The organism is Glycomyces buryatensis (assembly GCF_004912275.1).
GTDB lineage: Bacteria > Actinomycetota > Actinomycetes > Mycobacteriales > Micromonosporaceae > Glycomyces > Glycomyces buryatensis.
Map to the genome: position 1 here is coordinate 1 of NZ_STGY01000007.1, position 23,266 is coordinate 23,266.

General features: G+C 65.8%; 22 protein-coding genes. 10 read left to right on the forward strand and 12 right to left on the reverse strand.

Going from position 1 to position 23,266, the window contains the following annotated elements:
- Position 1 precedes the first annotated feature (1 nt).
- Complete coding sequence (locus FAB82_RS02180) at positions 2-1,342, reverse strand: pentapeptide repeat-containing protein (protein WP_168801381.1); 1,341 nt, start codon at positions 1,340-1,342, stop codon at positions 2-4.
- 110 nt (positions 1,343-1,452) lie between these two features.
- Positions 1,453-2,025: a hypothetical protein gene (locus tag FAB82_RS02185; protein WP_136532908.1), complete on the reverse strand. Its 573-nt coding sequence runs from the start codon at positions 2,023-2,025 to the stop codon at positions 1,453-1,455.
- A gap of 788 nt (positions 2,026-2,813) precedes the next feature.
- Here FAB82_RS02185 and FAB82_RS02190 point away from each other — a divergent pair.
- Positions 2,814-3,644, forward strand: coding sequence for a hypothetical protein (locus tag FAB82_RS02190; RefSeq protein WP_136532909.1), 831 nt, complete (start codon positions 2,814-2,816; stop codon positions 3,642-3,644).
- 14 nt (positions 3,645-3,658) lie between these two features.
- Here FAB82_RS02190 and FAB82_RS02195 read toward each other — a convergent pair whose 3' ends face one another.
- From FAB82_RS02195 to FAB82_RS02225, 7 genes are all read right to left on the reverse strand, one after another.
- Positions 3,659-4,417 (reverse strand): hypothetical protein, encoded by a 759-nt coding sequence (locus FAB82_RS02195; protein WP_136532910.1) that lies wholly within the window; start codon positions 4,415-4,417, stop codon positions 3,659-3,661.
- A 66-nt stretch (positions 4,418-4,483) separates the two neighbouring features.
- Complete coding sequence (locus FAB82_RS02200) at positions 4,484-5,953, reverse strand: tyrosine-type recombinase/integrase (RefSeq protein ID WP_211116320.1); 1,470 nt, start codon at positions 5,951-5,953, stop codon at positions 4,484-4,486.
- Between the two features lie 323 nt (positions 5,954-6,276).
- Complete coding sequence (locus tag FAB82_RS02205) at positions 6,277-6,720, reverse strand: NUDIX hydrolase (RefSeq protein WP_136532911.1); 444 nt, start codon at positions 6,718-6,720, stop codon at positions 6,277-6,279.
- 129 nt (positions 6,721-6,849) lie between these two features.
- The gene (locus FAB82_RS02210; RefSeq protein WP_136532912.1) at positions 6,850-8,280 is read right to left on the reverse strand and encodes a GntP family transporter; all 1,431 of its coding nucleotides are present in this window, start codon (positions 8,278-8,280) and stop codon (positions 6,850-6,852) included.
- Positions 8,281-8,282: 2 nt separating this feature from the next.
- The gene (locus tag FAB82_RS02215) at positions 8,283-9,185 is read right to left on the reverse strand and encodes an NAD(P)-dependent oxidoreductase (RefSeq protein ID WP_211116322.1); all 903 of its coding nucleotides are present in this window, start codon (positions 9,183-9,185) and stop codon (positions 8,283-8,285) included.
- Between the two features lie 51 nt (positions 9,186-9,236).
- Positions 9,237-10,637, reverse strand: coding sequence for a four-carbon acid sugar kinase family protein (locus tag FAB82_RS02220; protein ID WP_136532913.1), 1,401 nt, complete (start codon positions 10,635-10,637; stop codon positions 9,237-9,239).
- Between the two features lie 163 nt (positions 10,638-10,800).
- Positions 10,801-11,505, reverse strand: coding sequence for a FadR/GntR family transcriptional regulator (locus FAB82_RS02225; protein ID WP_136532914.1), 705 nt, complete (start codon positions 11,503-11,505; stop codon positions 10,801-10,803).
- 337 nt (positions 11,506-11,842) lie between these two features.
- Between FAB82_RS02225 and FAB82_RS02230 the strand changes: the two genes are divergently transcribed.
- The 8 genes from FAB82_RS02230 (at position 11,843) to FAB82_RS02265 (ending at position 21,004) form a co-directional block, all read left to right on the forward strand.
- A complete protein-coding gene (locus FAB82_RS02230; RefSeq protein WP_136532915.1) occupies positions 11,843-12,862 on the forward strand; it encodes a LacI family DNA-binding transcriptional regulator in 1,020 nt (339 codons plus the stop codon).
- Positions 12,863-12,900: 38 nt separating this feature from the next.
- Positions 12,901-14,175, forward strand: coding sequence for a sugar ABC transporter substrate-binding protein (locus FAB82_RS02235; RefSeq protein WP_136532916.1), 1,275 nt, complete (start codon positions 12,901-12,903; stop codon positions 14,173-14,175).
- Positions 14,176-14,188: 13 nt separating this feature from the next.
- Positions 14,189-15,148 (forward strand): carbohydrate ABC transporter permease, encoded by a 960-nt coding sequence (locus tag FAB82_RS02240; RefSeq protein ID WP_136532917.1) that lies wholly within the window; start codon positions 14,189-14,191, stop codon positions 15,146-15,148.
- 5 nt (positions 15,149-15,153) lie between these two features.
- Complete coding sequence (locus FAB82_RS02245; RefSeq protein ID WP_136532918.1) at positions 15,154-16,053, forward strand: carbohydrate ABC transporter permease; 900 nt, start codon at positions 15,154-15,156, stop codon at positions 16,051-16,053.
- 42 nt (positions 16,054-16,095) lie between these two features.
- Complete coding sequence (locus FAB82_RS02250; protein WP_136532919.1) at positions 16,096-17,043, forward strand: glycoside hydrolase family 68 protein; 948 nt, start codon at positions 16,096-16,098, stop codon at positions 17,041-17,043.
- Positions 17,040-18,269, forward strand: a complete 1,230-nt coding sequence (locus FAB82_RS02255; RefSeq protein WP_136532920.1) for a carbohydrate kinase family protein — start codon at positions 17,040-17,042, stop codon at positions 18,267-18,269. Before FAB82_RS02250 ends, FAB82_RS02255 begins: the two co-directional genes overlap by 4 nt.
- Before the next feature lie 530 nt (positions 18,270-18,799).
- Positions 18,800-20,395 carry a glycoside hydrolase family 32 protein gene (locus tag FAB82_RS02260; protein WP_136532921.1) on the forward strand — a complete coding sequence of 532 codons (1,596 nt, stop codon included), beginning with the start codon at positions 18,800-18,802 and terminating at the stop codon, positions 20,393-20,395.
- A gap of 240 nt (positions 20,396-20,635) precedes the next feature.
- The gene (locus tag FAB82_RS02265; RefSeq protein WP_136532922.1) at positions 20,636-21,004 is read left to right on the forward strand and encodes a hypothetical protein; all 369 of its coding nucleotides are present in this window, start codon (positions 20,636-20,638) and stop codon (positions 21,002-21,004) included.
- Positions 21,005-21,090: 86 nt separating this feature from the next.
- Here the strand turns inward: FAB82_RS02265 and FAB82_RS02270 are convergent, their stop codons facing one another.
- Positions 21,091-21,498: a hypothetical protein gene (locus tag FAB82_RS02270; RefSeq protein ID WP_136532923.1), complete on the reverse strand. Its 408-nt coding sequence runs from the start codon at positions 21,496-21,498 to the stop codon at positions 21,091-21,093.
- A gap of 232 nt (positions 21,499-21,730) precedes the next feature.
- Here FAB82_RS02270 and FAB82_RS02275 point away from each other — a divergent pair, with 232 nt between their 5' ends.
- Positions 21,731-22,390, forward strand: a complete 660-nt coding sequence (locus tag FAB82_RS02275; protein WP_136532924.1) for an HNH endonuclease family protein — start codon at positions 21,731-21,733, stop codon at positions 22,388-22,390.
- Positions 22,391-22,462: 72 nt separating this feature from the next.
- Here FAB82_RS02275 and FAB82_RS02280 read toward each other — a convergent pair whose 3' ends face one another.
- Positions 22,463-22,996, reverse strand: coding sequence for a hypothetical protein (locus tag FAB82_RS02280; RefSeq protein ID WP_136532925.1), 534 nt, complete (start codon positions 22,994-22,996; stop codon positions 22,463-22,465).
- A gap of 9 nt (positions 22,997-23,005) precedes the next feature.
- Positions 23,006-23,221: a DivIVA domain-containing protein gene (locus FAB82_RS02285; RefSeq protein ID WP_136532926.1), complete on the reverse strand. Its 216-nt coding sequence runs from the start codon at positions 23,219-23,221 to the stop codon at positions 23,006-23,008.
- Positions 23,222-23,266: the final 45 nt, after the last annotated feature.

Below are 23,266 nucleotides of genomic sequence, written 5' to 3' on the forward strand. Positions count from 1 at the left end.
GTCACCGATCGATCGTGAAGACGGATGGAAGAGGCTCAGTCTCGTTCGAATTTCTCACAATCTCGACTTCTCCACGGAAACATACGGCTTGAAAATCTACTTCGCCGTTAAAGGTCACAGTACGAAGATCCACCGTTCCAGCGAAAACAACCCCGCCGAACAACGCAAAGCTTCCCGCGAAGGTCGTACCGATAAAGGTTGCCCTACTAGAAAACATGGCCTCAACGAAATCCACATCACCATGGAATGTCGCCGCGAGAAATCGCGTGTCATTTGAGAAACGCGTTCCGCGAAAGTCCGCGCCCCCGAAGAAGTTAGCTTTCATGAAGTCCACATCGCCGCCAAATGAGGCACCTTTGAAGCTCACTACCTCGAACGACTCTCCATGCTGATCGCTATTGTCATTCTCCATGAATACATCAAATCTGCCAAAATCGGCATCAATGAACGTTGCCGTAGCCTGAAACAGCACACCTTCGAACGTCGATGCATCGGAGAAGGTTGCACTTGTAAACGCTGCATGCCCCTTAAAGATCGCGTTCTCAAAAACCGACATGCCGGATAGGAATGAATGATCGAAGACGGCATCTCCGTCGAATACAACGCCGGTGAAGTCCACTTTCCGCAAATTGCATCTGCTAAAATCTGTGGTTTGAAGATGCGCATTTTTTAGATTCAGTCGTTGATGCTCCCAGAACTGGCCTTCGATCTCCGGATTCAAATGCCGAACCAAAATCTCCTGCGCAATCAGCCGCACCTCGTGCTCTGGTTCGGTGTCCTCGTCTTCGGCTTTCGGCGGACCGATCGGCTCGAACTGCCGGGGCGGGAGCTGATCTCGGACAGGCAAGTTCAGCGGTTTGTACGGCAACCTTAGATAAGAGCAGATCTCATCAAGGATGATTTGGCGAAGCTCCGGATGTTGCTGGCCGATGCGTTCGAGGTTGTGCAGACCGCCGATGCGAACGGTTGGGTTGTCCGATCCAAGCTGGTCAACTGCCCGAATTCTGCCATCGGTGATCCTTCGCTGCAAAGCGTCGTCCTGTGCAGCCTCGGCGCTTCGCTCTCGTTGCTCATGCGCCCGCTCGGCTTCCCGCTCATGGCTTGCCTGCTGATACTCGACGTGCTGCTGCCTTCGAAGTGTCAGCACCAGTGCGCACATCGCGGCAATTCCCGCACCGGTGGCTAGCGCATTCCGCCGGGCCTCAGCGCGAAGGCGAGCAAGTTCAAGCTCTCGAGCGGCTTCCTCAGCACCGACTTGATCCGTCTCCGACAGCTGGCCCTCGACTGTCACTGCTACTCGGCCCGGGATCGGTTCCGACAACCAGTAGTAGCTGCCGATCATTGCTCCGACAACGGCGCATGCAGCGACCACGACCATCCACAAGCGAATGGGACGCATTGGCTTCGAGGGCTGCCCCTGGGGAATCTGTGGGACCGTCTCCAACTTCTCGCCTAGCGCTCCGGGCTATCAGCGACTCGATCGTCAACAACGATGGGAGGAACAGGTTTTCCGGCCGGTGCATCCGGATCTATTGAGTCGACTACAAATGCTGCGAGATCGTAGACACGGCGAGCGATGACCCGGTCCCCAACGAACGGTGCAGTGCCGAAGCTACCTCCATATCCTGCCGCTTCGGCCATTGAGAACAAGACCAAGACGAGCTGGGGACCCGACAACCTCACTCTCAACATGTCGTTGCCTTCGTCGGACACGCAGTCGTCACTCGGAGTCCTCCAGCGATCACGAACCGAAGACTTGGCGACGACGAAGCGCCAAGTATCCTGGTGGCAAACGAGTTCAACGTTGGAGATTCCCGCCGCTTTCTCCAAGCGACTTTCCCTCAACCGGTTCCATCGCTCCCGTGCTTCCGCGTCTTTGACTTTCTTCTCGGCGCGCTCACGGCGACGGCGTGCCTTGGCGTCCCGCTCCGCGATCTCCTCCGGAGTGAGGGGTCCTCTCCTAAACCAGCCCACGAACACTACCTCCTGTGATGAATTGATTGCACCTAATGCTATGCGGCGCATACGACAAGAATCAAGACGCAACCAGACATACGTCTGTATCGCACGATTGGAGGACGGCCGTGAGCTCTACGCCCGCGCCGTGATCGCGGCGACCGGTGGATTCGCCAATCCCCTATCTGCCCGCCCTCCCCTGCCTCGACGCCACAGCCATCACCGACTGCTGGCGCCCGAACGGATACGCCGCGCTCCACAGCATCCTCACCGTCCAGCCTCTATCGCGATCTCCCTCGGCCCCTGGGCCGGAGCCCACCTCCGGACCGGCAGCTACCCGCAGATGTTCACCCTCGTCGCCGCCATCACACTTGCTAACGAGGTAGTCAATTCGGTCGGTGGCGGAGGAGTTCGTAGAGTACTTGCCACCTGAACACGAAGCACGCGCCCGAACGTACGCTTGCGGGATGAGCAGACCAGTCAATGAGCTGCAACTGAAGGTGCTGCGGTGGATCGCGGAAGGTTGCCCCGGCGACTCTCTCCCGACGGAGGGCACCTCTTACAAGACAAGTGCTGTGGCGCTGAAGGGGAGAGGGCTGGTCACAGTCACGCGACGGGGTGGCGGATGGCAGGCTCACCTCACTGACGCGGGTCGCCACTATCTGGAGCATGGCGACTATCCGGTCTCAGATCAAACGTCAGACCTACGGTCTCCGGGAGCCCCACGGCAGAGATCGGCTTCTCCGAGCACGAGGCGGACTTCTCCCAAGCCGCCGAAGGAGCGGCCCACCCGGAACGCAAAAGCAAAGGCACCTGGTATCGCCGTCCTCACCCAGATTCGCAACCCTCATCGTGCCTTGAAGGAACTCCTCGACTATCCGAAACGTGTCGACCTACCAGCCGAAATGCGCCGCCGCACTCACCTCATCTCGCACACGCTCATACAGGAGGCACTGGGGCGAGGGTGGAAGGTTTCCGCGGTGGTAGGTGAGATGCGAGCCTCGGCTCATTCCCGTCCTCAGCGGCGGTGGCCCTCCTCCGACCTGTTCAGGATCGACGCCGGTGCCTGTGAACTCGGAATCCAGATCCGTGACAAGCCCAAGCGAATCCCTCATGTCGATTCGCCAGACGAAGCACGGCGTCGCGCACGAGGCGAATGGGTCTATGCCCACAAGTACGACTTCATCCCCACCGGACTGCTCCAACTGCGGCTCTATCGAGGGACGAGCGAGGAATACTCCTGGGTCGACAACGAGCGCGCGCCGCTTGAGGATCGTGTGGAGGCCATCGTCAACCGCATCCAGAAGGCGACAGATCACGTTCTAGAGATCCGCGCGCAACAGCGCCTCCGCGAGGCAGAAGAGCGACGGCGGCGCGAGGAGGTCCAACGTCAACGCCAACGTGCCGTGAAGTACGACTCCTGGGTCGGCGCGTTGGAACTCATGCAACAGCGGCACCAACGGCATGCGGAATTGACCGAGTTTCTTGCGGCGTTGGAATCCCGAACCGACGAAGTATCCGACAGCGACATGCGTCGACACTTCGATACTTTCATCGGCTGGGCTCGTGGGCATCTGGAAGCCACCGATCCGCTGCGGAATCCGCCGATCCCGGTGGAAGATCCGCCTGACATGGATTTCGCCGAGTGGACCCATTGGAAGGAGCGACTCGAGCGCCGAGCTTGGTGAATCGGCGTCCGGCATCATCTGCTGGAATCGCAAGGTTCCGGCCCGAGTTCGAGCAGTTCGTTCTCGAGTCGCGCCAGTTTTCGACCAGCGGCTGCGGCCCTCTTCTGCACTCGTTCGAGATCCGCTCGGGCGATTTCGATCTCAGAGGTCAGTCGCTGGGTCTCTCGTCGGTGACGTGCCGAGTCGGGCGGGAGCCTGATCGCGGTGACAACACCGCGGTACTCCTGGCACTCGTCGCAGGGCTCAACTGAACAGGATGAGAAGGAGTAGGACGGATCGGCGGATCGCTCGATCGTGTGGTCGCAGGTCAGCGTCAATTCCCAGGAGTCGAGTTCAGACGGATCACGCTTGAGGGCTGTGGAGAGGATCTCGACAACCCGCTGGCGGGTTTCGGGGCTGAGAGGCGACATCGGCACGGGGGGACCGCACTTGTGGCAATGGAGCGTTCGTGCCCCCGGTGCATCCCAACCCCGTGACTCGCAGTCAGGGTGACGACTCTGGAATTCAGCCTCTGCGGCAGCGAACTCGGCGTGCTGCTCTTCAGTCCTGTACGCCGGAAACGGCAGTTCACCGAGCCCGTCCTTGAGCGGAAGACCACAGCCGCGGCAGGGCTTTCCCGCTTCGTATTCCTCCCAGGAGAGAAACGTTCCGTTCTCCTCCCAACCTCGCCGCTTTTGCTGGTCCTGGCGTCTCAGATCCTCGAAGTACAGGGCTTCCTTGCGTCGTCGCGCAAGCGCGCGGCTGGCCTTTTCTTCTTCTGTCAGCTTTCCCACTGAGAGCTCCTTTGCTCGCATCAGCCTGAGTTTCACCGTAGTCCGCGATATCTGGTGGGGGAGGAGTCAGCTACGGGACTTACGGGCCATTTCAGCTTGGATTCGTCCCATTTCCTTGACGAGGTCCTCCATCGTCATGTCTTCCAAGGAGAAGACCGCCTCGGCGTCCGTGTCTTCGCGTTGCCGCGGGACATGCACCGTGCCGTTTCGGATCTTCTCAAAGGCGCTGAGCGTCTTGTCGTCGTTGCCCTTCAGCTTGCGGACGTACTTGGCGGTGGTGACGATGCTCTTGTGGCCTACGCGGTCTCGGACGGATTCGAGGTCGGCTCCGCCTGCGAGGAGCCAGGAGATGTGGGTGCCTCGGAGGTCGTGGACCCGGATTCGGGCCTTGATCCCCACGGCGTCGAGGGCGGGGTACCAGATTCGGCGGCGGAACCACCAGCCTGGGACGTGGCCTTCTGGGTTGAGGCCCTTCTTCGCGGACTGTTTGGAGTTGTGGGTGTCGAGGCCGACCTTACGGCGTTCAGCGCGGTACTGGGCGTATGCACCACGACAGTATTCGCAGCGGCATTTGGCGAGTTGGTAGGCAGTGGTGGTGCCGTGCTGATACTGGCGGCCGGCGGCGTTGGGTGGGGTGAGGCCGAGGGTATCGGGGTGCGGGATGACCTTGACCGTCTCTTCGGGGACCTCGTAGGTGAAGAGGAGATCGTTGCCGGTCTTCCCGGTGACTTCGAGATAGCGGTCGATCTTCTTCGCGAAGGGTTCGGAGACTTTGACTTCGAGTGGCTTCTTGCCCTTGGGGTAGGGCTTGACGCGGAACGAGAAGCCATCGGGATCGCGGTCGGGGCGAACCTTCACCACGGCTCTGGAGACTTTGAAGGTTCGTTCTGCCGAGTGCCAGTCCTTGGCGCGTAGTTCTGTGAGTTCGCCCCAGCGGAGGCCCGTCTCGATGTCGGTTTCTAGAAGCGTCTGCATCTCGAAGTCGGTGAACTGGTGGTACACCTCGTCGAACTCAGCGACGGTGAGGATGTCCTTCTCGGTCTCGGGGACCGTCGGGAGCTTGATGCCCTTGCAGGGGTGGAGATAGATGAGGCCGTCGTTGAGGGCGGTCTTGAAGATCGCGCTGAGCGGGCTCATGGTCTTCTTGAGGTTCGCCGGGGAAACGCCTTGGTCCTTCCGCATCCAGGTGACCCACTCGCGGACGTCAGCGGGGTAGATCTGGTTCATCGGAAGGGGGCCGAACCACGGGTTCAGATACTTCTTGATGCGGTAGTCGTAGTCGTCTGCCGAGGACTGCTCGATGACGTGGTTGGGGAACCAGGTCTCGGTGACGTACTGCTCGAACTTGACACGGCCGCCCTTGGCGTCGACGATGCGGCCGTCGGCGATTCGAGCTTCCGCTTGCTGCCAGGCCTTGTCGGATTCTCTCTCGGTGGCGTACGTACCCTCGTAGACGGTCTCGCCGCGCATGTCGCGAAAGTACGCCTTGTAGGTCGTCCGGCCCTTCTTGGAGACGTGGGGAACGCTCCAGCCCATTGGCACCTCCAGTGTGGAACCCGTGGTAGCACCGAGGTAGCAGACTGGGGTGTCAGCCCTCGGTGGAATATGGCTATTTCAGTCAGAAGTTGACAACTGGAACAAGCCATCTACCAGCAGTTTTACACGCATGGAGGCGTGTGACCAGCGATCTGTAAATATGACAGGATCGCTCTCTCAAGGCGGAAACGGCGGTTCGAATCCGCTCGGGAGTACAAATAGATACAGAATTCAGAGCCTCGGCAGCGCCGGGGCTCTGTTGCTGTTTCGGGCTTTTCAGGGGCCGAAGTTTCCGCCGTGAACTGACGGGTCCGGCGGCCGGGCTACCAGCCGTATTCGGCGTAGGTTTCGCCATGCTCGATGCGGTCGAGCGCGTGCCTGACGTAGCCGACGACGGCCGTCATGTCCTTCGGCGCGGCCCATTTGAGGCCGGCGCACTTGTGCGGTTCGAGGTTTCGCGGCTCACCGGCGAAGTCGGAGGCGCGGAAGAACAGGTCGACCCGTTCGTCGCCGTCGATCGGATCCCGCTTGTGCTGTGTCAGCGCGAGTTTGAGATGCGCCGGAGCGATTTCTACCCCGACCTCTTCGGCGCATTCACGGATTGCGGCGGCGGAGGCGTTCTCGCCGAGTTCCACGTGGCCGGCCGGGACACTCCACTGGCCGTCGGCGTAGCCGGTACCGGCGCGCTGGAGGAACAGGACGTCGTCTCCGTCGAACAGGAGCACGTGTACCGCGAGCGGGTAGGTGCTTCTCGACTTCCGGCCCAGTTGAACTCACCTCTGACATGAATGAGTGGCGTCCGGGCCCACCGTACTTCGCTCCCCCGACAGTCGGTCGGCAGGTTCGGCGGGCGCGGAGCGGGGCCGCCCGAAGGCGGCCCCGGCCCGTTCGATCGCTCAGCCGGCCGGGATGGCGACGTACAGGCCCGCGACCAGCCCGAATCCGAGCACGCCCAGGATGGTCGTGAACGGCGTCCAGACCTTCAGACCGTCCTTGACGGACAGTCCGAGGTACCGGGTGACGATCCAGAAGCCCGAGTCGTTGACGTGGCTCAGGCCGAGCGAGCCGTAGCCGATCGCGAGCGCCACGAGCGCGAGGTGGACCGAGTCCAGGCCCATCGCGGAGACGGCCGGCAGCAGCAGTCCGGCGGTGGTGGTGATCGCGACGGTGGCCGAGCCGACCGAGGCGCGCATGATCAGCGAGATCAGGAACACGGCCACCAGGACCGGGATGCCGGTGGAGGCGAGCGATTCGGCGACGGCGCCCCCGATGCCGGTCTCGGTCAGGATGCGGCCGAAGCCGCCGCCCGCGCCGGTGACCAGGATGATGATCGCGGCGGCCGGAAGCGCCGACTCCATGACCTCGCCGAGCTTCGTGGCCGACCAACCGCGCTTGACGCCGAGGGCGTACATGGCCGCGCCGATGGCGACGACGAGCGCGAAGATCGGCTGGCCGATCAGCGAGAGGATGCCGTTCCAGGTCGTCCCGGCCTCGAAGAGCGGGGCGATCGTGGTGCCGACCATGATGAGCGCCAGCGGAAGCACGATGAGGCCGATGATCGTCCCGGCTCCGGGGGCCTTCTCGCCGTCGGCGAGCGTGCCGTCGCGCGACTCGGCGGCGGTGCCGAAGGAGTCGAACATCTTCCTCGTCGCCGGGATCATCGCGTACTCGTGGCGGTTGAAGACCTTGCCGAGGAAGTAGGCGACGACGGCGATCGGGATCGAGACGAGCAGCCCGATGATCGTGATCCAGCCGACGTCGGCCCCGAGGATGGCGGCGCCGCCGACGATTCCGGGGTGCGGCGGGACGGCCACGTGGATGGCCAGCATGATGCCCGCGATGGGCAGGCCGAACTTGATCGGGTTGAGGCCGGCGGCCTTGGAGAAGGCGTAGATGATCGGGATGAGGATGATGAACCCGGCGTCGAAGAAGACCGGGATCGCCAGGATGGCCGCGGCCGCGGTGAGCGCGATGCCGACCCGCCCCGGGCCGAGCCAGCTGGTGAACCTCCCGGCGAGCGCGTCGGCACCGCCGGAGATCTCGATGATCTTGCCGAGCATCGAGCCGAGCGCGACCAGCACCGCGACGGACCCCAGGGTGCCGCCGACGCCGGCGATGATCGCCTGTATGACCCCGAGTCGCTCCGGATCGGTGTCGGTCGCCGCGATCGTGGTGAGCGGCAGTCCGGCGGCGATGCCGACGATGATGGACACCAGGATGAGGGCGTAGAACGCCTGCATCTTGAGGCGGACGACCAGGAACAGCAGCAGGCCGATGCCCGCGAGGCCGATGAGGATGAGGACTGGAAGCGGATACGTCGTCGACATGGCTACGCCTCCTTCTTCTCGCGCAGCTGCGGGGCGACGACGCGAATGACCGCGGAGTCGTCGGCCTCGCCGAGGCCCTGGGCCTCACCGAGCAGGAAGAGCTGTTCGGCGGCGGCCGCGACGGGCGCGGCGAGGTGGGCGCCGCGGGCGGCCTTGCCGACGATGCCCATGTCCTTGACGAAGATGTCGAGGCGGCTGAGCACTTCCGCGCCGTCCTCGTCGTAGGCCTGGAGGGCGCGCGGGCCCCGGTTGCCGAGCATGAACGAGTTCGCGGCCCCGGCGGTGAGCGCTTCGAGGGTGCGCTCGGTGTCGAGTCCGAGCGCGTCGGCGAGTGCGAGCGCCTCGGCCGCTGCGGCAATGTGGACTCCGCACAGCAGTTGGTTGACGGTCTTGAGCGCCTGGCCGTCGCCGGGGCGGTCGCCCACGATCGAGAGCGTGGACGCGAGCTGGTCGAGCACGGGCCGGGCGGATTCGAGCGCGGCCGGCTCGGCGCCGACGACGATGAGGAGGTCGCCTTCGCCGGCGCGGACGGGGCCGCCCGACAGCGGCGCGTCGACCAGGTGGGCGTCCTGCGCATTGAGCCGGTAGGCGATCTCGCCGATGCCGTCGGTGCCGACGGTCGAGGTGAGGATGACGACGGCGCCCTTGGCGAGGTGCGGGGCGATCCCGTTGTCGGCGAAGAGCAGCTGGTGGAGCTGCTCGCCGGTGCGGACGGCGACGAGGACGGCGCCGGCGCCGCTCACGGCGTCGGCGGCGGAGGCGGCCGGGGCGACGCCGTGTTCGGCGGCGAGGGCGATCCGCTCGGCCGCGAGGTCGAATCCGCGGACTTCGAAGCGTTCGGCCAGTCGGGTCGCCATGGGCAGGCCCATGGCTCCGAGACCGATGACAGCGACATTGCTGTTCACAGTGCGACTTCCTTTGTGCTGGACGGGATCTTGCTGGGCAGGGACGGGGTGTCAGGCGAGCTTTCCGACGACCTCGGCGAGCGAGTCGGCGCTGCCGACGTTGCCCGCGAAGACGATGTAGGGGATGCCGACGGCGGGGCCGGTTTCGGGCTGCCACAGGGACACGAGTCCGGGCAGCATCGGGCCGACGACGGTGGCGCGGCGGATGCACAGTGCTTCGGAGGCGACGTCGGAGGAGGTGATGCCGCCCTTGGCGATGACGAAGCGCGGCGGAGCGAGGCGCAGGACGTCGGCGACGAGGCTGACGATGCCGCTCGATACCCGGCGGGCGATGTCGAGGCTCTCCTCGCCGTCGCTGCCGTGGACGAGCTCGCGGGTGGTGTGGACGATGACGGTGCCCGATTCGAGGGCCTTCGCGGCGGCGGCGGCCTGGGCGGCCAGGTGCGCCTCGCGGCGTTCGTCGATGAGGCTGCGCACATCGAGTTCGATCGTGGCGGTCTGGGGATATTCGGCGCGGAGCGTCTCCAGCTGCGCGGTGGTGAGCGGGACGTGGCTGCCGACGACGACGAGTCCGCCGCGCCGATTGGCGAAGTCGATGTCGCCCGGGTCGACGGGCTCGGCGATGTCCTGTCCGATGTGGGCCCTGACATAGGGCGGGCCGACGCGCAGGAGCGCGCCGATGCCCTCGCGGTCGAGGCGGTGCAGGGCGATGGCGACGACGCGCAGGTCGGATTCCGCGGCGGCGTCGACGGCCACGACGGTGCCTTCGGGCAGGGCCCGCAGGAAATCGGCGACAGCGGGGGCACCGGACCGGATCACGTCGAGCGTGAGGGCGGCGACATCTGCCGCGCCGACGCGCCCACCGGTCTTCTCCTCGACCCATTCGCGCAGGTCGGAGGAGCGGAAGCCGAAGGTCGCGTCCTGCGCGAACGGCGTTTCGCCGACGGGTGTCGCCTCGCCGTCGACCACCCAGTAGTGGACACTGTCCACAGTGATTCGTCCGGCGTCGGGGAACGCGGGCACGAGCAGCGTGAGCGCGGGGCGCCTCCCGCCGTGCTCGACGATGGCGGCGGTGAGGACGTCGGTTTCGAGGGGGAAGTGACCGCGGAGGGTCGAGTCGCCGCGGGAGACGAAGGTGACGCGCTTGCCGGCTCGCCCGGCGGCGGCCAGAGCGGCGGCGGCGACCTCGCGGTTGCGCGTCTCGGCGGTCTGCTCGTCGAAGGAGCGGGTATTGGTGAGGACGTAGACGGCGCCGGCGCCGGTCGCGAAGGCCCAGTCGAGGTCGGCCGCGTCCCAGCGGGTCAGGACCGGCAGTCCGGTGACGGACTGGGTGCCGGTCGGGTCGTCGTCCAGGACGACGAGCACCGCATCGGGGTCGAGCTCGGCACGCACGTCGGCGGCGGTGGTCTCCACTGGGGACGGCACGGTTTCGAGCAGCGTCTGCACGCGCACGAGAACTCCTTTGTTCGCGACGTTCCAGCCTCTCGGCTGGTTATCAGATATCTGATATCTTGCCTCGCGATTCGGCCGCTGTCAAATACAACACACGGACAGCAGACGGGTGGTTGCCGACTGGGGAGGTCCGCAGCTCCTGCACAATCGGCGATTGCCCCTCTCAGCGGCGGGAGTGGACGTAACTGAGCAGGTCGCCCCGGGTCTGGTCCATGTGGCTGGCCATCGCGTCGCGGGCGCGGATCGCCTCGCCCGACTCGATGGCGGCGATGACGGCGGTGTGTTCGGCGATGGCGTGCTCGCGAATGTCGGCGAAGGCGCTGGTCTCGGAGCGGGTCTCGGCGAGCAGGGCGGTGAGCGGCAGGAGCGCGGCGACGAGGATGCGGTTGTCGGCGGCGCGCAGGACCACGTCATGGAAGTCGAGGTCGGCCTCGACGAAGGCCGCGACGTCGGCCTTCGCGTGGGCGGCCTCCATGCGTTCGACGCAGGTCCGCATCGCGTCAAGATGGGCTTGGGAGCGGCGCTGCGCGGCGAGCTGGGCGGCGCCGGTCTCGATCATCATGCGCACCTCGAGCAGCTCGAGCGAGGAGCGCTGCCGTTCCCCGGAGGACCGGGCGTGGCGCACGACCGCCTCGAGGCCGGTCCACTCGGCCACGGGCGCGACGCGGTGGCGGCGGCCGGGGACCTGGACGATGACGCCCTGGGCCTGGAGCAGACGCACCGCCTCGCGCAGGGTGAGGCGGGAGACGTCGAGCTCGTCGGCGAGGTCGCCCTCGGGCGGCAGCGGTTCGCCCGCGCGCAGGCGGCCCGCGATGATGGCGTCGAGCACCTGCTCGACCACCTCTTGCGTCCGTGACGCTCGCGCCATTACTGCCCCCTCCGACCGGTTTCGGCCAGCGTAAGTCAGGTGGACGCGGAGGCGGGCGCGAGGCGGCGTGCGGCTGGAGCCGCGTCACCCGCCGCGCGCGGAGTGTGGCGCAGGCCTCCGTCGTTGCACAACTGTGACGCAACGGATACCTCTTCGTTTCCGGCCGGCCTATACGGTGTCGGTTAATCGATTAACACTCCCTTGGAACTTTGGCGCTTGAGGGAGTACGGCAATTTAGTTAATCGATTAACTGATCCGCAGGATCAAAAATACACAGCCGCAGGATCAAAAGAACACGGCCGCGGGACCAGAAAAGCACAGCGGAAGGAAGTCAACGGTGACCCAACAACCCCGACTCGCCGACGTCGCGAAGGCCGCGGGCGTCTCGACCGCCACGGCCTCCATGGCGCTCAACGACACCGGCGGCACCCGCATCGGCTCGGCCACCCGCGAGCGAGTCCGCGCCGCCGCCGCAGAGCTGGGCTACCGGCCCAACACCGTGGCGCGGGGCCTGCGCACCCGGCGGACCCAGATGATCGGGTTCGTCGGCGATGACGTCGCGACCACTCCCTTTGCCGGGCAGATGATCCGCGGCGCCCACGACGCCGCCCGCGAGGCCGGGTTCCTGCTGCTCATGGTCGACACCTCCGGCGAGGCGGCCGAAACAGGCGAGGCCATCGCCGCCCTCCAGGAACGCCAGATCGACGGCGTCGTCATGGCCACCATGTACCACCAGGTCATCGAGGTCCCATCGGCCATCGGCTCGACCCCGTGCGTGCTGCTCGACGCGCGCACCGCGGACGGCTCGGTCTCCTCGGTGGTGCCCGACGAGCGCGGCGGCACCCGGGCGGTGCTCGCCGAGCTCGCCGGCGCCGGACACGTCCGCATTGGACACGTCACCACCCGCGAGGACGTGCGGGCGCGCGGCCTCCGACTCGAAACCTGGCGGGAGCACCTGGGCGCGAACGGGACCCCAGCGGACGGGCTCCTGGTCGAAGTCGAGCACACGAACACGCAGTTCGGCTACGAAGGCGCCCTCCAGTTGCTCTCCGGACCCGAGCGACCGACCGCGATCTTCTGCTTCAACGACCGCATGGCGATGGGCGTCTACCGCGCCGCCGCCGAACTGGGTCTCCAGATCCCCACCGATCTGTCCATAGTGTCCTACGACGATCAGGAACTCATCGCCCCCGCCCTGCATCCGGGCCTGACCTCGGCCGCCCTGCCCCACTACGACATGGGGCGCTGGGCCGTCAACGAACTGCTCCGCCGCCTCGAAGACCCCGAGGCCGACCCGGTGCAGCACCTCATGCCCTGCCCCGTGGCCAGGCGCGACTCCGTCGCACCACCCCGATAAATCCCATCCCCGGCAGCCCGAATCACATTGGAGTGAACATGCAACGCCGCAACCTCTTGAAACTCGCCTCCGCCGCAGGCGGGGCCGCCCTCGCCGGCCCGGCCCTGTCCGCCTGCACGGCGTCCAGCGCGTCCGACGGCAAGCTGCTGCTGTGGACGCACAGCGCCGGCAACGACATCGAACTGGCCGTCACCGACGACGTCATCGAGGCCTTCAACTCCGGCCAGGACACCTACAGCGCCGAGCGCGAGTCGTTCCCGCAGGACGCCTACAACGACACGGTCAACGCCGCCGCCCTCTCCGGCGACCTCCCCGATCTGCTCACTGTGGACGGACCGAACGTCCCCAACTGGGCCTGGGCCACACACCTCCAGCCGCTCCAGCTCGCTTCGGACATCACCGACAAGTTCCTGCCGACCACCTTGGGCTACTTCCAAGACGAGCTCTACGCGGTCGGCCACTGGGAGGCCGCCTGCTCGATCTTCGCGCGCGAATCGGTCCTGGAGGGCGCGGACATCCGCATCCCCACCATCGATGAACCGTGGACCGGCGACGAATTCAACGAGGCGCTCGAACGCCTCCAGGCGGCCGGCGACCACAAGTGGGCGCTCGATCTGGCCACCGCCGACATCGGCGAGTGGTACCCCTACGCCTACTCCCCCTTCCTGCAGAGCTTCGGCGGCGACCTGCTCGACCACTCCACCTATCGCAGTGCCGAAGGCGCCCTCAACGGCGACGCCGCCGTCAAGTGGGGCAAGTGGTTCCAAGGCCTGTTCAAGAACGAACTGTCCAATCCGGAATCACCGATCGGCGGGGAGGACTTCCTCCAGGGCAAGGCCGCGATGAGCTTCAACGGCAACTGGGGCGCGCTCCAGGCCATGGAGGCCTTCGACGACGTCCTGTTCCTGCCCCCGCCGGACTTCGGCGCGGGCCCCAAGATCGGCGGCGGCTCCTGGCAGTGGGCCGTCACGGCCACCGCGGACTCCGAGGGCGCGAACTCCTGGATGGAGACCGCGCTGTCGGACGAATTCGTCGCCCAGTTCGCCGACCAGACCGGCCTCATCCCCGCCACCGACGCCGCCGCCGAACTCACCGAGCACTACGCGAGCGACGGCGACCTGCGAATGATGATGGAGTACTCCCGCAACTTCGCCGTCCTACGCCCCGAAACGCCCGCCTATGCCGTCATCGCCTCCGTCTTCACCCAGTACGCCGGCGACCTCATCCACGGCGGCGACGTCGCCGAATCCCTCGACGCCGCCGTCGCCGAGATCGACGCCGACATCAGCTCGAACGACGGCTACGGGTTCTAAAGGGGACGATTCAATGGCCATCGCCAGCACCGACCGACCACTCACCGCCGCACCAGAGTCGCCGCCCCGGCCGCGCCGACGCCGGGGCAAGGGCGACTTCCAGAAGGCCGAACAGCGCGCCGGCCGGGCATTCGCGATCCCCGCGATCATCCTGCTGCTGCTGTTCGTCATCGGACCCGCCGTCGTCTCCCTGACCATGAGCTTCACCAACGCCCGGCTCATCTCGCCGGTCGCGCCCGAGTTCATCGGCCTGGACAACTTCCGGCGGGCCTTCACCGAGGACGACCTGTTCCACCAATCGGTCGCGAACACCTTCGGGTTCGCCGCCCTCGTCGTCCCACTGCAAGGCGGCCTCGGCCTGGTACTGGCGCTTCTGGTCAACCAGAAGATCGCCGGACGGAACTTCTTCCGCACCGTCTACTTCCTGCCCGTCATCACGTCCATGGTCGTCATCAGCCTGCTGTGGCGCTTCCTCTACCAGGAAGACGGCCTCATCAACTCGGCCCTGTCCATGCTCACCGGCGGCTACTACGCCGGTCAGGCGTGGCTCGCCGATCCCTCGACCGCCATGGGCGCCATCGTCATCATGAGCGTGTGGCAGGGCGTCGGCTTCCACATGATCATCTGGCTCACCGGCCTCCAGACCATTCCCGACGAGGTCTACGAGGCCGGCGCACTCGACGGCACCACGCCCTGGCAGCGATTCCGATACCTCACCCTGCCGCTGCTGCGCCCCACCTTCGCATTCGTGCTCATCACCATCACCATCGCCTCGATGAGCCTCTTCGTCCAGGTCGACATCATGACCGACGGCGGGCCGCTGGGATCCACCAGCACCATCGTCTACCAGATCGTCCAGAAGGGATTCCAGCAGCAGCAGATCGGCTACGGCGCAGCACTGTCGCTCATCTTCTTCTGCGTCGTGCTCATCCTGGCGCTCCTCCAGCGGCGCCTCACCAGGGAAAAGGACTAGCGGCCATGACGACAACGAACCTCAAGGCCGGCGCCCCGGCCCGCCGGTGGGTGTACCTGCCGATGGCGCTGTTGGCCGTGTTCTTCCTCTTCCCCATCGTGTTCATGGTCGTCGCCAGCCTCAAGACCGACCGGCAGATCTTCGCCGACATGGACTCGCTCAAGGCGTTCCTGCCCGTCGGCGAGCTGTCCTTCGCCAACTACGCGGCCGTGTTCGACCGGGTCCCGTTCTGGCGATTCCTCGGCAACACCCTGTTCGTGACCTTCTGCGTCACCGCGCTCGGCCTCATCGTCAACTCGATGGCCGGCTACGCGCTGGCCCGGATGCGGTGGAAGGGGCGGGGCATCGTCTTCGGCTTCATCATCGCCACGCTCATCCTGCCGTTCGACACCACCATCGTCCCGATGGTCTACCTGGTCGCGAACCTGCCATGGATCGGCTTCGAGGGCATCAAACCAGTGCTCGAGATCGGGTGGCTCAACACCTACCACGTGCAGATCGTGCCGTTCGTGGTCAACGCCTTCTCCATCTTCCTGTTCGCGCAATACTTCAAGAGCCTCCCCAAAGGACTCGAGGAGGCCGCCGCGATGGACGGTGCGGGCTGGCTGCGCACCTACTGGCGAATCATCGTGCCGCTGTCCAAACCGGTGTTCGCGACCGTCACGATCCTGACGGTGGTGACCTCCCCTGCGACCTGGAACGCCTACCTGTGGCCGCTCATGACGGTGCAGAGCGAGGAACTGCGGCCGGTCATGGTCGGGGTGCAGTACTTCTTCCAGCTCAATATCTCCTGGGGCGAGGTCATGGCCTACATCTCGATGATCACCCTCCCGATGGTGGCCGTATTCATCGCCTTCCAGCGCTCCTTCATCCAGTCCATCGCCAACGCGGGAATGAAGGACTGAGACCCGCGCTCCCCTGAACACCCTTATACAGATAGGAAACCGATGCTCAAGCTCGCCGACCACTGGGTCTGGGACTCCTGGTACGCCACCGACGACGAGGGGCGCCACCACGGATTCTTCCTGCGCGCATCCCGTGCGCTGCAAGAGGAAGGACGGCGCCACCTCAGGGCCTCGATCGGTCACGCGGTCTCCGAGGACATGCAGGACTGGACTCTGCTGCCGGATGCGCTGGTATTCGATGACGGCCCGTCATGGGACGACTTGGCAACCTGGACCGGCTCGGTGGTGCGCGATGACGCGGGGCGGTGGCGGATGTTCTACACCGGCGTCAGCAGGGCCGAGGACGGCAAGGTGCAACGGATCGGCTCGGCGGTGAGTGACGATCTGGTGGTGTGGCAAAGGAACCCGGGCCCACTGGTCGAAGCCGACCCGCGTTTCTATGAGCAGTACAACGAGAGCTCAGGTTGGTTCGACGAGGCCTGCCGAGACCCGTGGGTGTTCCGAGACCCGGCCGGAGACGGCTGGCACATGCTCTTCACGGCCAGAGTGGCCGGCGCCGAACCGGCCCGCCAGCGCGGCGTGGTCGGCCACGCCCGTTCGCGCGACCTGGGCGAGTGGGAAGTGCTGGAGCCGCTGAGTGTGCCGGATGCGTTGGGGTTCGGCCAGATCGAGGTCACGCAGCTGCACAGGGTGGACGGCCAGTGGCTGCTGCTGTTCTGCTGCGGCCCCGGTGAGGCGGCGGATGAGCGCAGGGCCTTGGGAGAGCAGGGTGACAACTACGTGGTCCCGGTCGAGAACTTCCTGGACGGCTTCGACATCGCGAAGGCGAGACCGTTCGAGCACGAGAGCCTGTACGCGGCACGGCTGCACGATATCGACGGGCAGGCCCACCTCATCGGTTTCCGCAATCTCGAGGGCGGCGAGTTCGTGGGTGAGTTGACCGATCCGATCCCGGTGCGCTGGGACGGGGAGCGGCTGGTGCGCAAGTGAGCGGCCTCAGGCCGGGCCCCAAAATCTGCGTGGTCGGTGAGGCGCTCATCGACCTGAAGGTCAATGAGTCCGACCCCCGTCACCCGGTGGCCCACCCGGGAGGCAGCCCCATGAACGTCGCGGTCGCCTTGGGCCGCTTGGGGTCCGATGTGTCCTTCCTGGGTCGCCTCTCGACCGACGCCTTCGGGGATCTCCTCCGCTCGCACCTGACCGAATCGGGCGTGAGCCTGGCCTCGGCGGTGAAGGCGGAGGAACCGACGAGCCTGGCGATCGTGTCGGTGGGCCGAGGCGGGGGTGCGAGCTATTCATTCCACGTGGACGGCACCGCGGACTGGCAGTGGACGCCGGACGAACTCCCAGGAGGCCCCGGTTCCCCACCGACGCAACCCGGTCCACCGACCCCACTCCACCCCACTGGCCAACCCGGCTCCAACGCGGTGGACCCCGCCCCACTACCCCCAAAGGAACACCGGGACCGCCTGGACCGCCTGGACCGCCTGGACCGCCTGGACCGCCCCAAATTCGAAGCGATCCACGCCGGTTCGCTGGCGCTGGCCCTGGATCCAGGTGGGCCGGTACTCGAGCAGTGGCTGGCCGGCCTGGGCCCCGACACGACCATCAGCCTGGACCCGAACATCCGCGCGGCCCTGCTGGGCGATCGCGAGTCATTTCGCGAGCGGGTGAGCCACTGGGTCTCAATGTCCGCGATCGTGAAGATCTCGGATGAGGACCTGGAATGGATCTGGCCCGGCACGGACCCGTCCGAGCTGGCCCGGAGCTGGATGAACTGGCCTGACCCCAGCCCCAGCCCCAGCCCCAGCCCCAGCCCCAGCCCCAGCCCCAACCCCAGCCCCAGCCCCAGCCCCAGCCCCAGCCCCAGCCCGACTGAACCCGCCCAGCATCGGCCCCGCAAGCAGGACCCGCCGAAGGGCCCCAAGCTGGTCGTGGTGACCCGCGGCGGCAATGGCTCGCTGGTGTGGGCCGGCGGCGAATCGTTCACCGTCCCGGCCGCGCAGACCGACATGGTCGACACGGTAGGCGCCGGCGACTCCTTCAGCGGCGCCCTCTTGGACTGGCTGGCACGCCACGGACGACTGAGACCGGCCGACCTTGCCCGCTTGACCACCGCCGAGGCCCGGAGTGCGGTCGAGTTCGCTTCGAAGGTCGCGGCCGTGACTTGCTCCCGGGCGGGTGCCAATCCGCCCTGGTCTTCGGAGCTCGATTGAGCGCCGTGTCGATCCGCGTTCGGCTGAGTCGGTCGGGCGAGGAAATTGCGGGCGACCGACCGGATATCGGCCGCCCATGTGTCACTCGGTACCTGAACACTATGGAGTTTTGAGTGCGGGCGGCCGACTGGCGGCCGGCCGCCCGCGTATTTCTTTATCGAGTTGCCGGTGCAGGAGCCGCACGCGGGGGCCTCCGCGTGCGATCTTCGGGGGCGGCTCCCGGGATAACCCAATGTTCTTACCGCCGATCCTGCACTGGCCGACACCAACTCGACTAGCCGGAATTGGTGCCACTACTTCAAAAACACAATCACATCATGCGCACCAAGAGCCCACCAAAACTATTTTGCCGCCTGTGGATAACTTCGGACCCCGGGCCTTATCGGCCTGTGGATAACTTTGCGAATGGTCTGGCGCGAGGCCATTGAGCTGGTCAATTAACTACCGAATTAACCTCTAATATCTATTGATTTAACTATTTTAACTCTTTAGTTTGGTTCGGGTCCGAACCTGAAAACTTGGAGCAGCCCATGATTCGCACGTCAAGGAAGACCCTTCTCCGCACCGCCGGAATCGGCGCCGCGGCGGCTACCGCCTCCGTCGCCGCTCCCGTCGCCTTCGCGCTCGGCGAGAACGGGGACGGGGGTGGAAGCGAGGAGTTGGACGGCTCCGCCAAGGCGGCTGCCACCGCCTCGAAGCGGCCCGAGTACCACCTGTCCGTCCCCGAGGGGTGGAAGAACGACCCGCAGCGCCCGCTCTGGCTCGACGGCCGCTACCTGTACTACTACCTCTACAACGCCGACTACGGCGCGGCCGCCGAGGGCACCGCCTGGCGCCTGGCCACCAGCGTCGACAATGTCGCCTACACCGACCAGGGCGTCGCGATCGACAAGGACACCAACGCCGACGGCGACCTGTGGTCGGGATGCGCCGTCATCGACACCGAGAACACCGCCGGCTTCGGGGCCGGGGCCGTCGTCGTGCTGGTCACCCAGGAGGACCACACCCGCCCCACGGGGTCAACGCAGGCCCAGTTCCTCTGGTACTCAACCGATGGCGGGACCACCTTCACCGCCCACGGCGGGCCCGTTCTCCCCAACCCCGGCGTCCTCGACTTCCGCGACCCGAAGGTCATCTGGGACGAGGATCGCGCGCAGTGGTTCATGGCACTCGCCGAGGGGCCGGAGCTCGGCTACTACACCTCACCGGACCTCAAGACCTGGACGGCGGCAGGCCGTTTCGCACCCGAGGGCCTCAGCGTCCTGGAGTGCCCCGACCTGTTCTGGCTCGACTCGGACACCGGCCCCGGGCGCTGGGTGCTCGGCGTCAGCACCAATACCAAGGGCTCCGGCGGCTTCGCGACCTACGCCTACTGGACCGGCGACTTCGACGGCGCCTCCTTCTCTCCCGACCGGGCCGAGCCGCAGTGGCTCGACCACGGCTTCGACTGGTACGGGGCCGTCACCTGGGAGAAGATCGTCGACGGACAGCCCGACCCCAACATGCGCTACGCACGGGCCTGGATGAACTTCTGGGACTACCCCTACGAGACCCTCACCTGGGAATCCGACGGCTTCAACGGCACCGATTCGATCACCCGTGAGATCACGCTGAAGTGGTACGGCGACACCGAATGCGCACTGGTGTCGGCCCCGGTCGCGGCGCTGACCGAGCACGCCGTGAACCGGATCGAACTGGGCGACGTCGAGGTCGAGGGGAGGCTCGAACTCGACTATGTCGGCCTCGCCTACGAAGTCCGCACGACAATCTCGTGGACGCAGCTGAACAATGTCGGTCTGCAACTGCGCCTGTCGAACTGGGGCTCGCGGCACATCGACGTCGGGGTCTTCGGCGACTTCGCCTACGTCAACCGCGCCGCCACGTGGAACCCCGACCGCTCGGCCCGGTGGCACGAGAGCCACTCCCCGCACGATCCGGCCACCACCCAGGTCGACCTGCGAATCCTGGTGGACCGCACCAGCATCGAGGTATTCGTCGACGACGGCCGCCACGTCCACTCCCACCTGGTCTTCCCCGAGGGCGGCGACGACCGCATCGCCCTCTACACGGACGGCGGCAAAGCCGTCTTCGGCGGCCTCACCATCACCGAATTCGCGCCGATCTAGACCCGGTACGCCCGGCGTGGCGGATCTTTCCGATTTTTGTAGGGTTCCGCTCTCGACCTTCAGCAAGATCTCGGACCGGTGTCGCAAACGAGGCCGGCCCGGGACTTCACCTATTGCGGATCTCCACAATTCCCGCCACTCGGCAACGCCGCCATCACGATAGGTGCGCTTGACTTCACCAATCGTGATCCCTAGATTCCTTCCCAATGATGCCAACCCACCCGGCTTCTTGGAGGAAACATGGCTTGCGCCAAGCGAATCGAGTCCGCAGGCGATTACCGCGACGTCCGCACTGCAGCCCGCTACTCCGAGTACTTCCTGCACATTCTCACCGGCCGCAAATCCGTCGAAGGAGCCCGGCAACTCGCCACCAGACCTGGTTGGGTCGCGTTCGCCACCGTCCGCCGCCGACTCCCGGCCCGCTTCCACAACGTCTCCATCCGCAAGGCCATCTGTCCCCGCCCCGACACCGCCGAAATCATCGCCCGCCTCGACAACGGCCGCATCGCACGCACCTTGACGCTCACCTTCCAGGCCACACCGCGAGGCTGGCGCCTGGACCACTGCGACCTGCTCCAACCCGCGAGCAGACCCCGCAGGCGAATCTGAATTGAATGATCGGAAGGGGCGGCCCCGCAATGCGGGGCCGCCCCTTCCGTTGCGCGCACGCCGGCAGAGGGCCGGTGTGGTCGGTTCTATTTAGGGTGGATGGAATCCAGGGTCTGCTTGACGGTTTCCATACCCTGGCGGTTGAACGGATCCCTTACCTCCGCCGCCAGCCCCTTCGACAGCAGCTTGAAGGCCTCCCGTTCACCGATGAAGCCGTCGGCGCCCAGGGGCTCGGTGGCCCAGGTGTCGTCCTTTTCGTGGTAGCCGACGAGGAAATCGCGGAGCGCGGCCGGATCGGTGAGCTTCGGGCTGCGCATGGCCTGGATCTGGAGGTCGACCCGCCAGACCCCCAGCTCGATCTCGGTCTCCCAGACGCGTTGGACGAACCTGACGTCGCCCCATTCGAACTCGAAGTCCGAGGCGGCACCGAGGCCGGCGGGGAGGTGGGTGATGACCAGGCCGTCGATGACCGGAGATTGATCCTCTTTGTGCATGTCGACATTGTACGTTCCTCCGCCTATTGGGAGCGTTGCCGTACATGGTCCGTGAATGTCCCTAGGTCGACGTTTTCGTTAGACATGTATGGCTTGTACGTTAAATGTCGTTACACCCCTTGCATGGGCCCGTCATCCCATGTTTCCATGAGGACTGGACCGGGAAATGCGACCACGTTTCGCGATCCACCCCCACGTTCCCGTACCTCCACCCACGACGCAGGAGCAATCCATGCACACCATGAAGCGTTTCGGCAGGCGCGCCGCCGCCACCCTCGCGGCGTCCGCGCTGGCCGTGATCGGCGTGATCGCCATCGATTCCGCACCGGCGCAAGCGGTCCCGCCTCCGGGCATTCCCAGTGCCGAGACCGCCGCGACCGAGCTCGCGGGCCTCACCGTCGAATCCGAGGCCAACGGCGACAGCTACGACCGGGACCTGTTCCCGCATTGGTCGAGCGTCGGAGACGGTTGCACCGCAAGGCAGTACGTGCTCAGCCGCGACGGCGAGGACGTCGTGCTCGGCGACGACTGCCAGCCCGACTCGGGGAACTGGCAGTCCGACTTCGACGACACCTGGACCACGACGGTCTCCAACGCCACCATCGACCACGTCGTCGCGCTCTCCGAGGCCTGGGCCTCCGGCGCCAGCGAGTGGACCACCGCCGAGCGCGAGGCCTTCGCGAACGACATCGAATCGCCCCAGCTGTGGATCGCCACGACCTCGGCCAACTCCTCCAAGAGCGACTACGACCCGGCCGAGTGGATGCCGACCAACACGTCGGTGCACTGCGACTACATCAAGGCCTGGATCCACGTCAAGTCGCTGTACGACCTGAGCGTGGACTCCGCCGAGCACGACGCGCTCGAGTCCTACCTCGGCTCCTCCTGCTAAGTCCCGCAAGGGATACGAGTTCGGCCGGACACTTGGAAAGGTGTCCGGCCGTCTTGCCTTCACTACAGATGTCTAGAGCGCCACCGCCAGCGCGATCACGCCCGTCAGGACCGCGAGTCCCAGCGCCACCAGCCCCAGGATGAGGCCGGTGATCGCGATGCCGCGGCCCGAGATCCCGCCGCTGGCGATCTTGATCCGCCGCAGGCCGTATGTGGCCAGCAATACCGCACCCAGTCCGAACAGCGCGGCGAACATGAAGAACGTCAGGCCCGCCCAGGGGTTGAACGCGGCCGAGATCAATCCCGGCAATGCCCCCAGGATGCCGGCGATGCCGGCGGGCAGCGACCCGATCGCCGGTCCCGAGGGGATCGGTTTCAGCCGGGGATGCAGCAGCATGAAGCCGTCGACCATGACAGGTGCTGGGACTGCCATTCCGAGCCACTGCGGCTGGAAGCCGTAAGGCGCCGGATACTGCATATTCGCCTGGGCGTTCATTTGCTGATACATGGGTTGGGGATACTGCGGGGGTTGGGGCGCACCATACGCCGGTTGCGGCGCCGGCGGAGGCGGCTGCATCTGGGGTCGGTACGGGTCCTGATCGGTCACGCACCCAGACTATCCGCCGCGAATCGTTCGTGCGACTTCCTCGAAGTACTCGTCCACCTCCCCCGGATCGTATCCCCGCATGGTCAGCTGGAATCCCAGGTTGGTCAGCGAATCGGGGTGCGGGGGCGCACCGGAGTCGACGGCGCGGCGAATCCGTGAGATCGCCCGGTCGACTTGGGCTCGGTCGTATCCGCGAAAGCGGACAGAGAAGAAGGGGTTCTCCATACGTCACAGTCTGCCAGGCCCCCGCCACTCCAGCGGCCCGCCCCA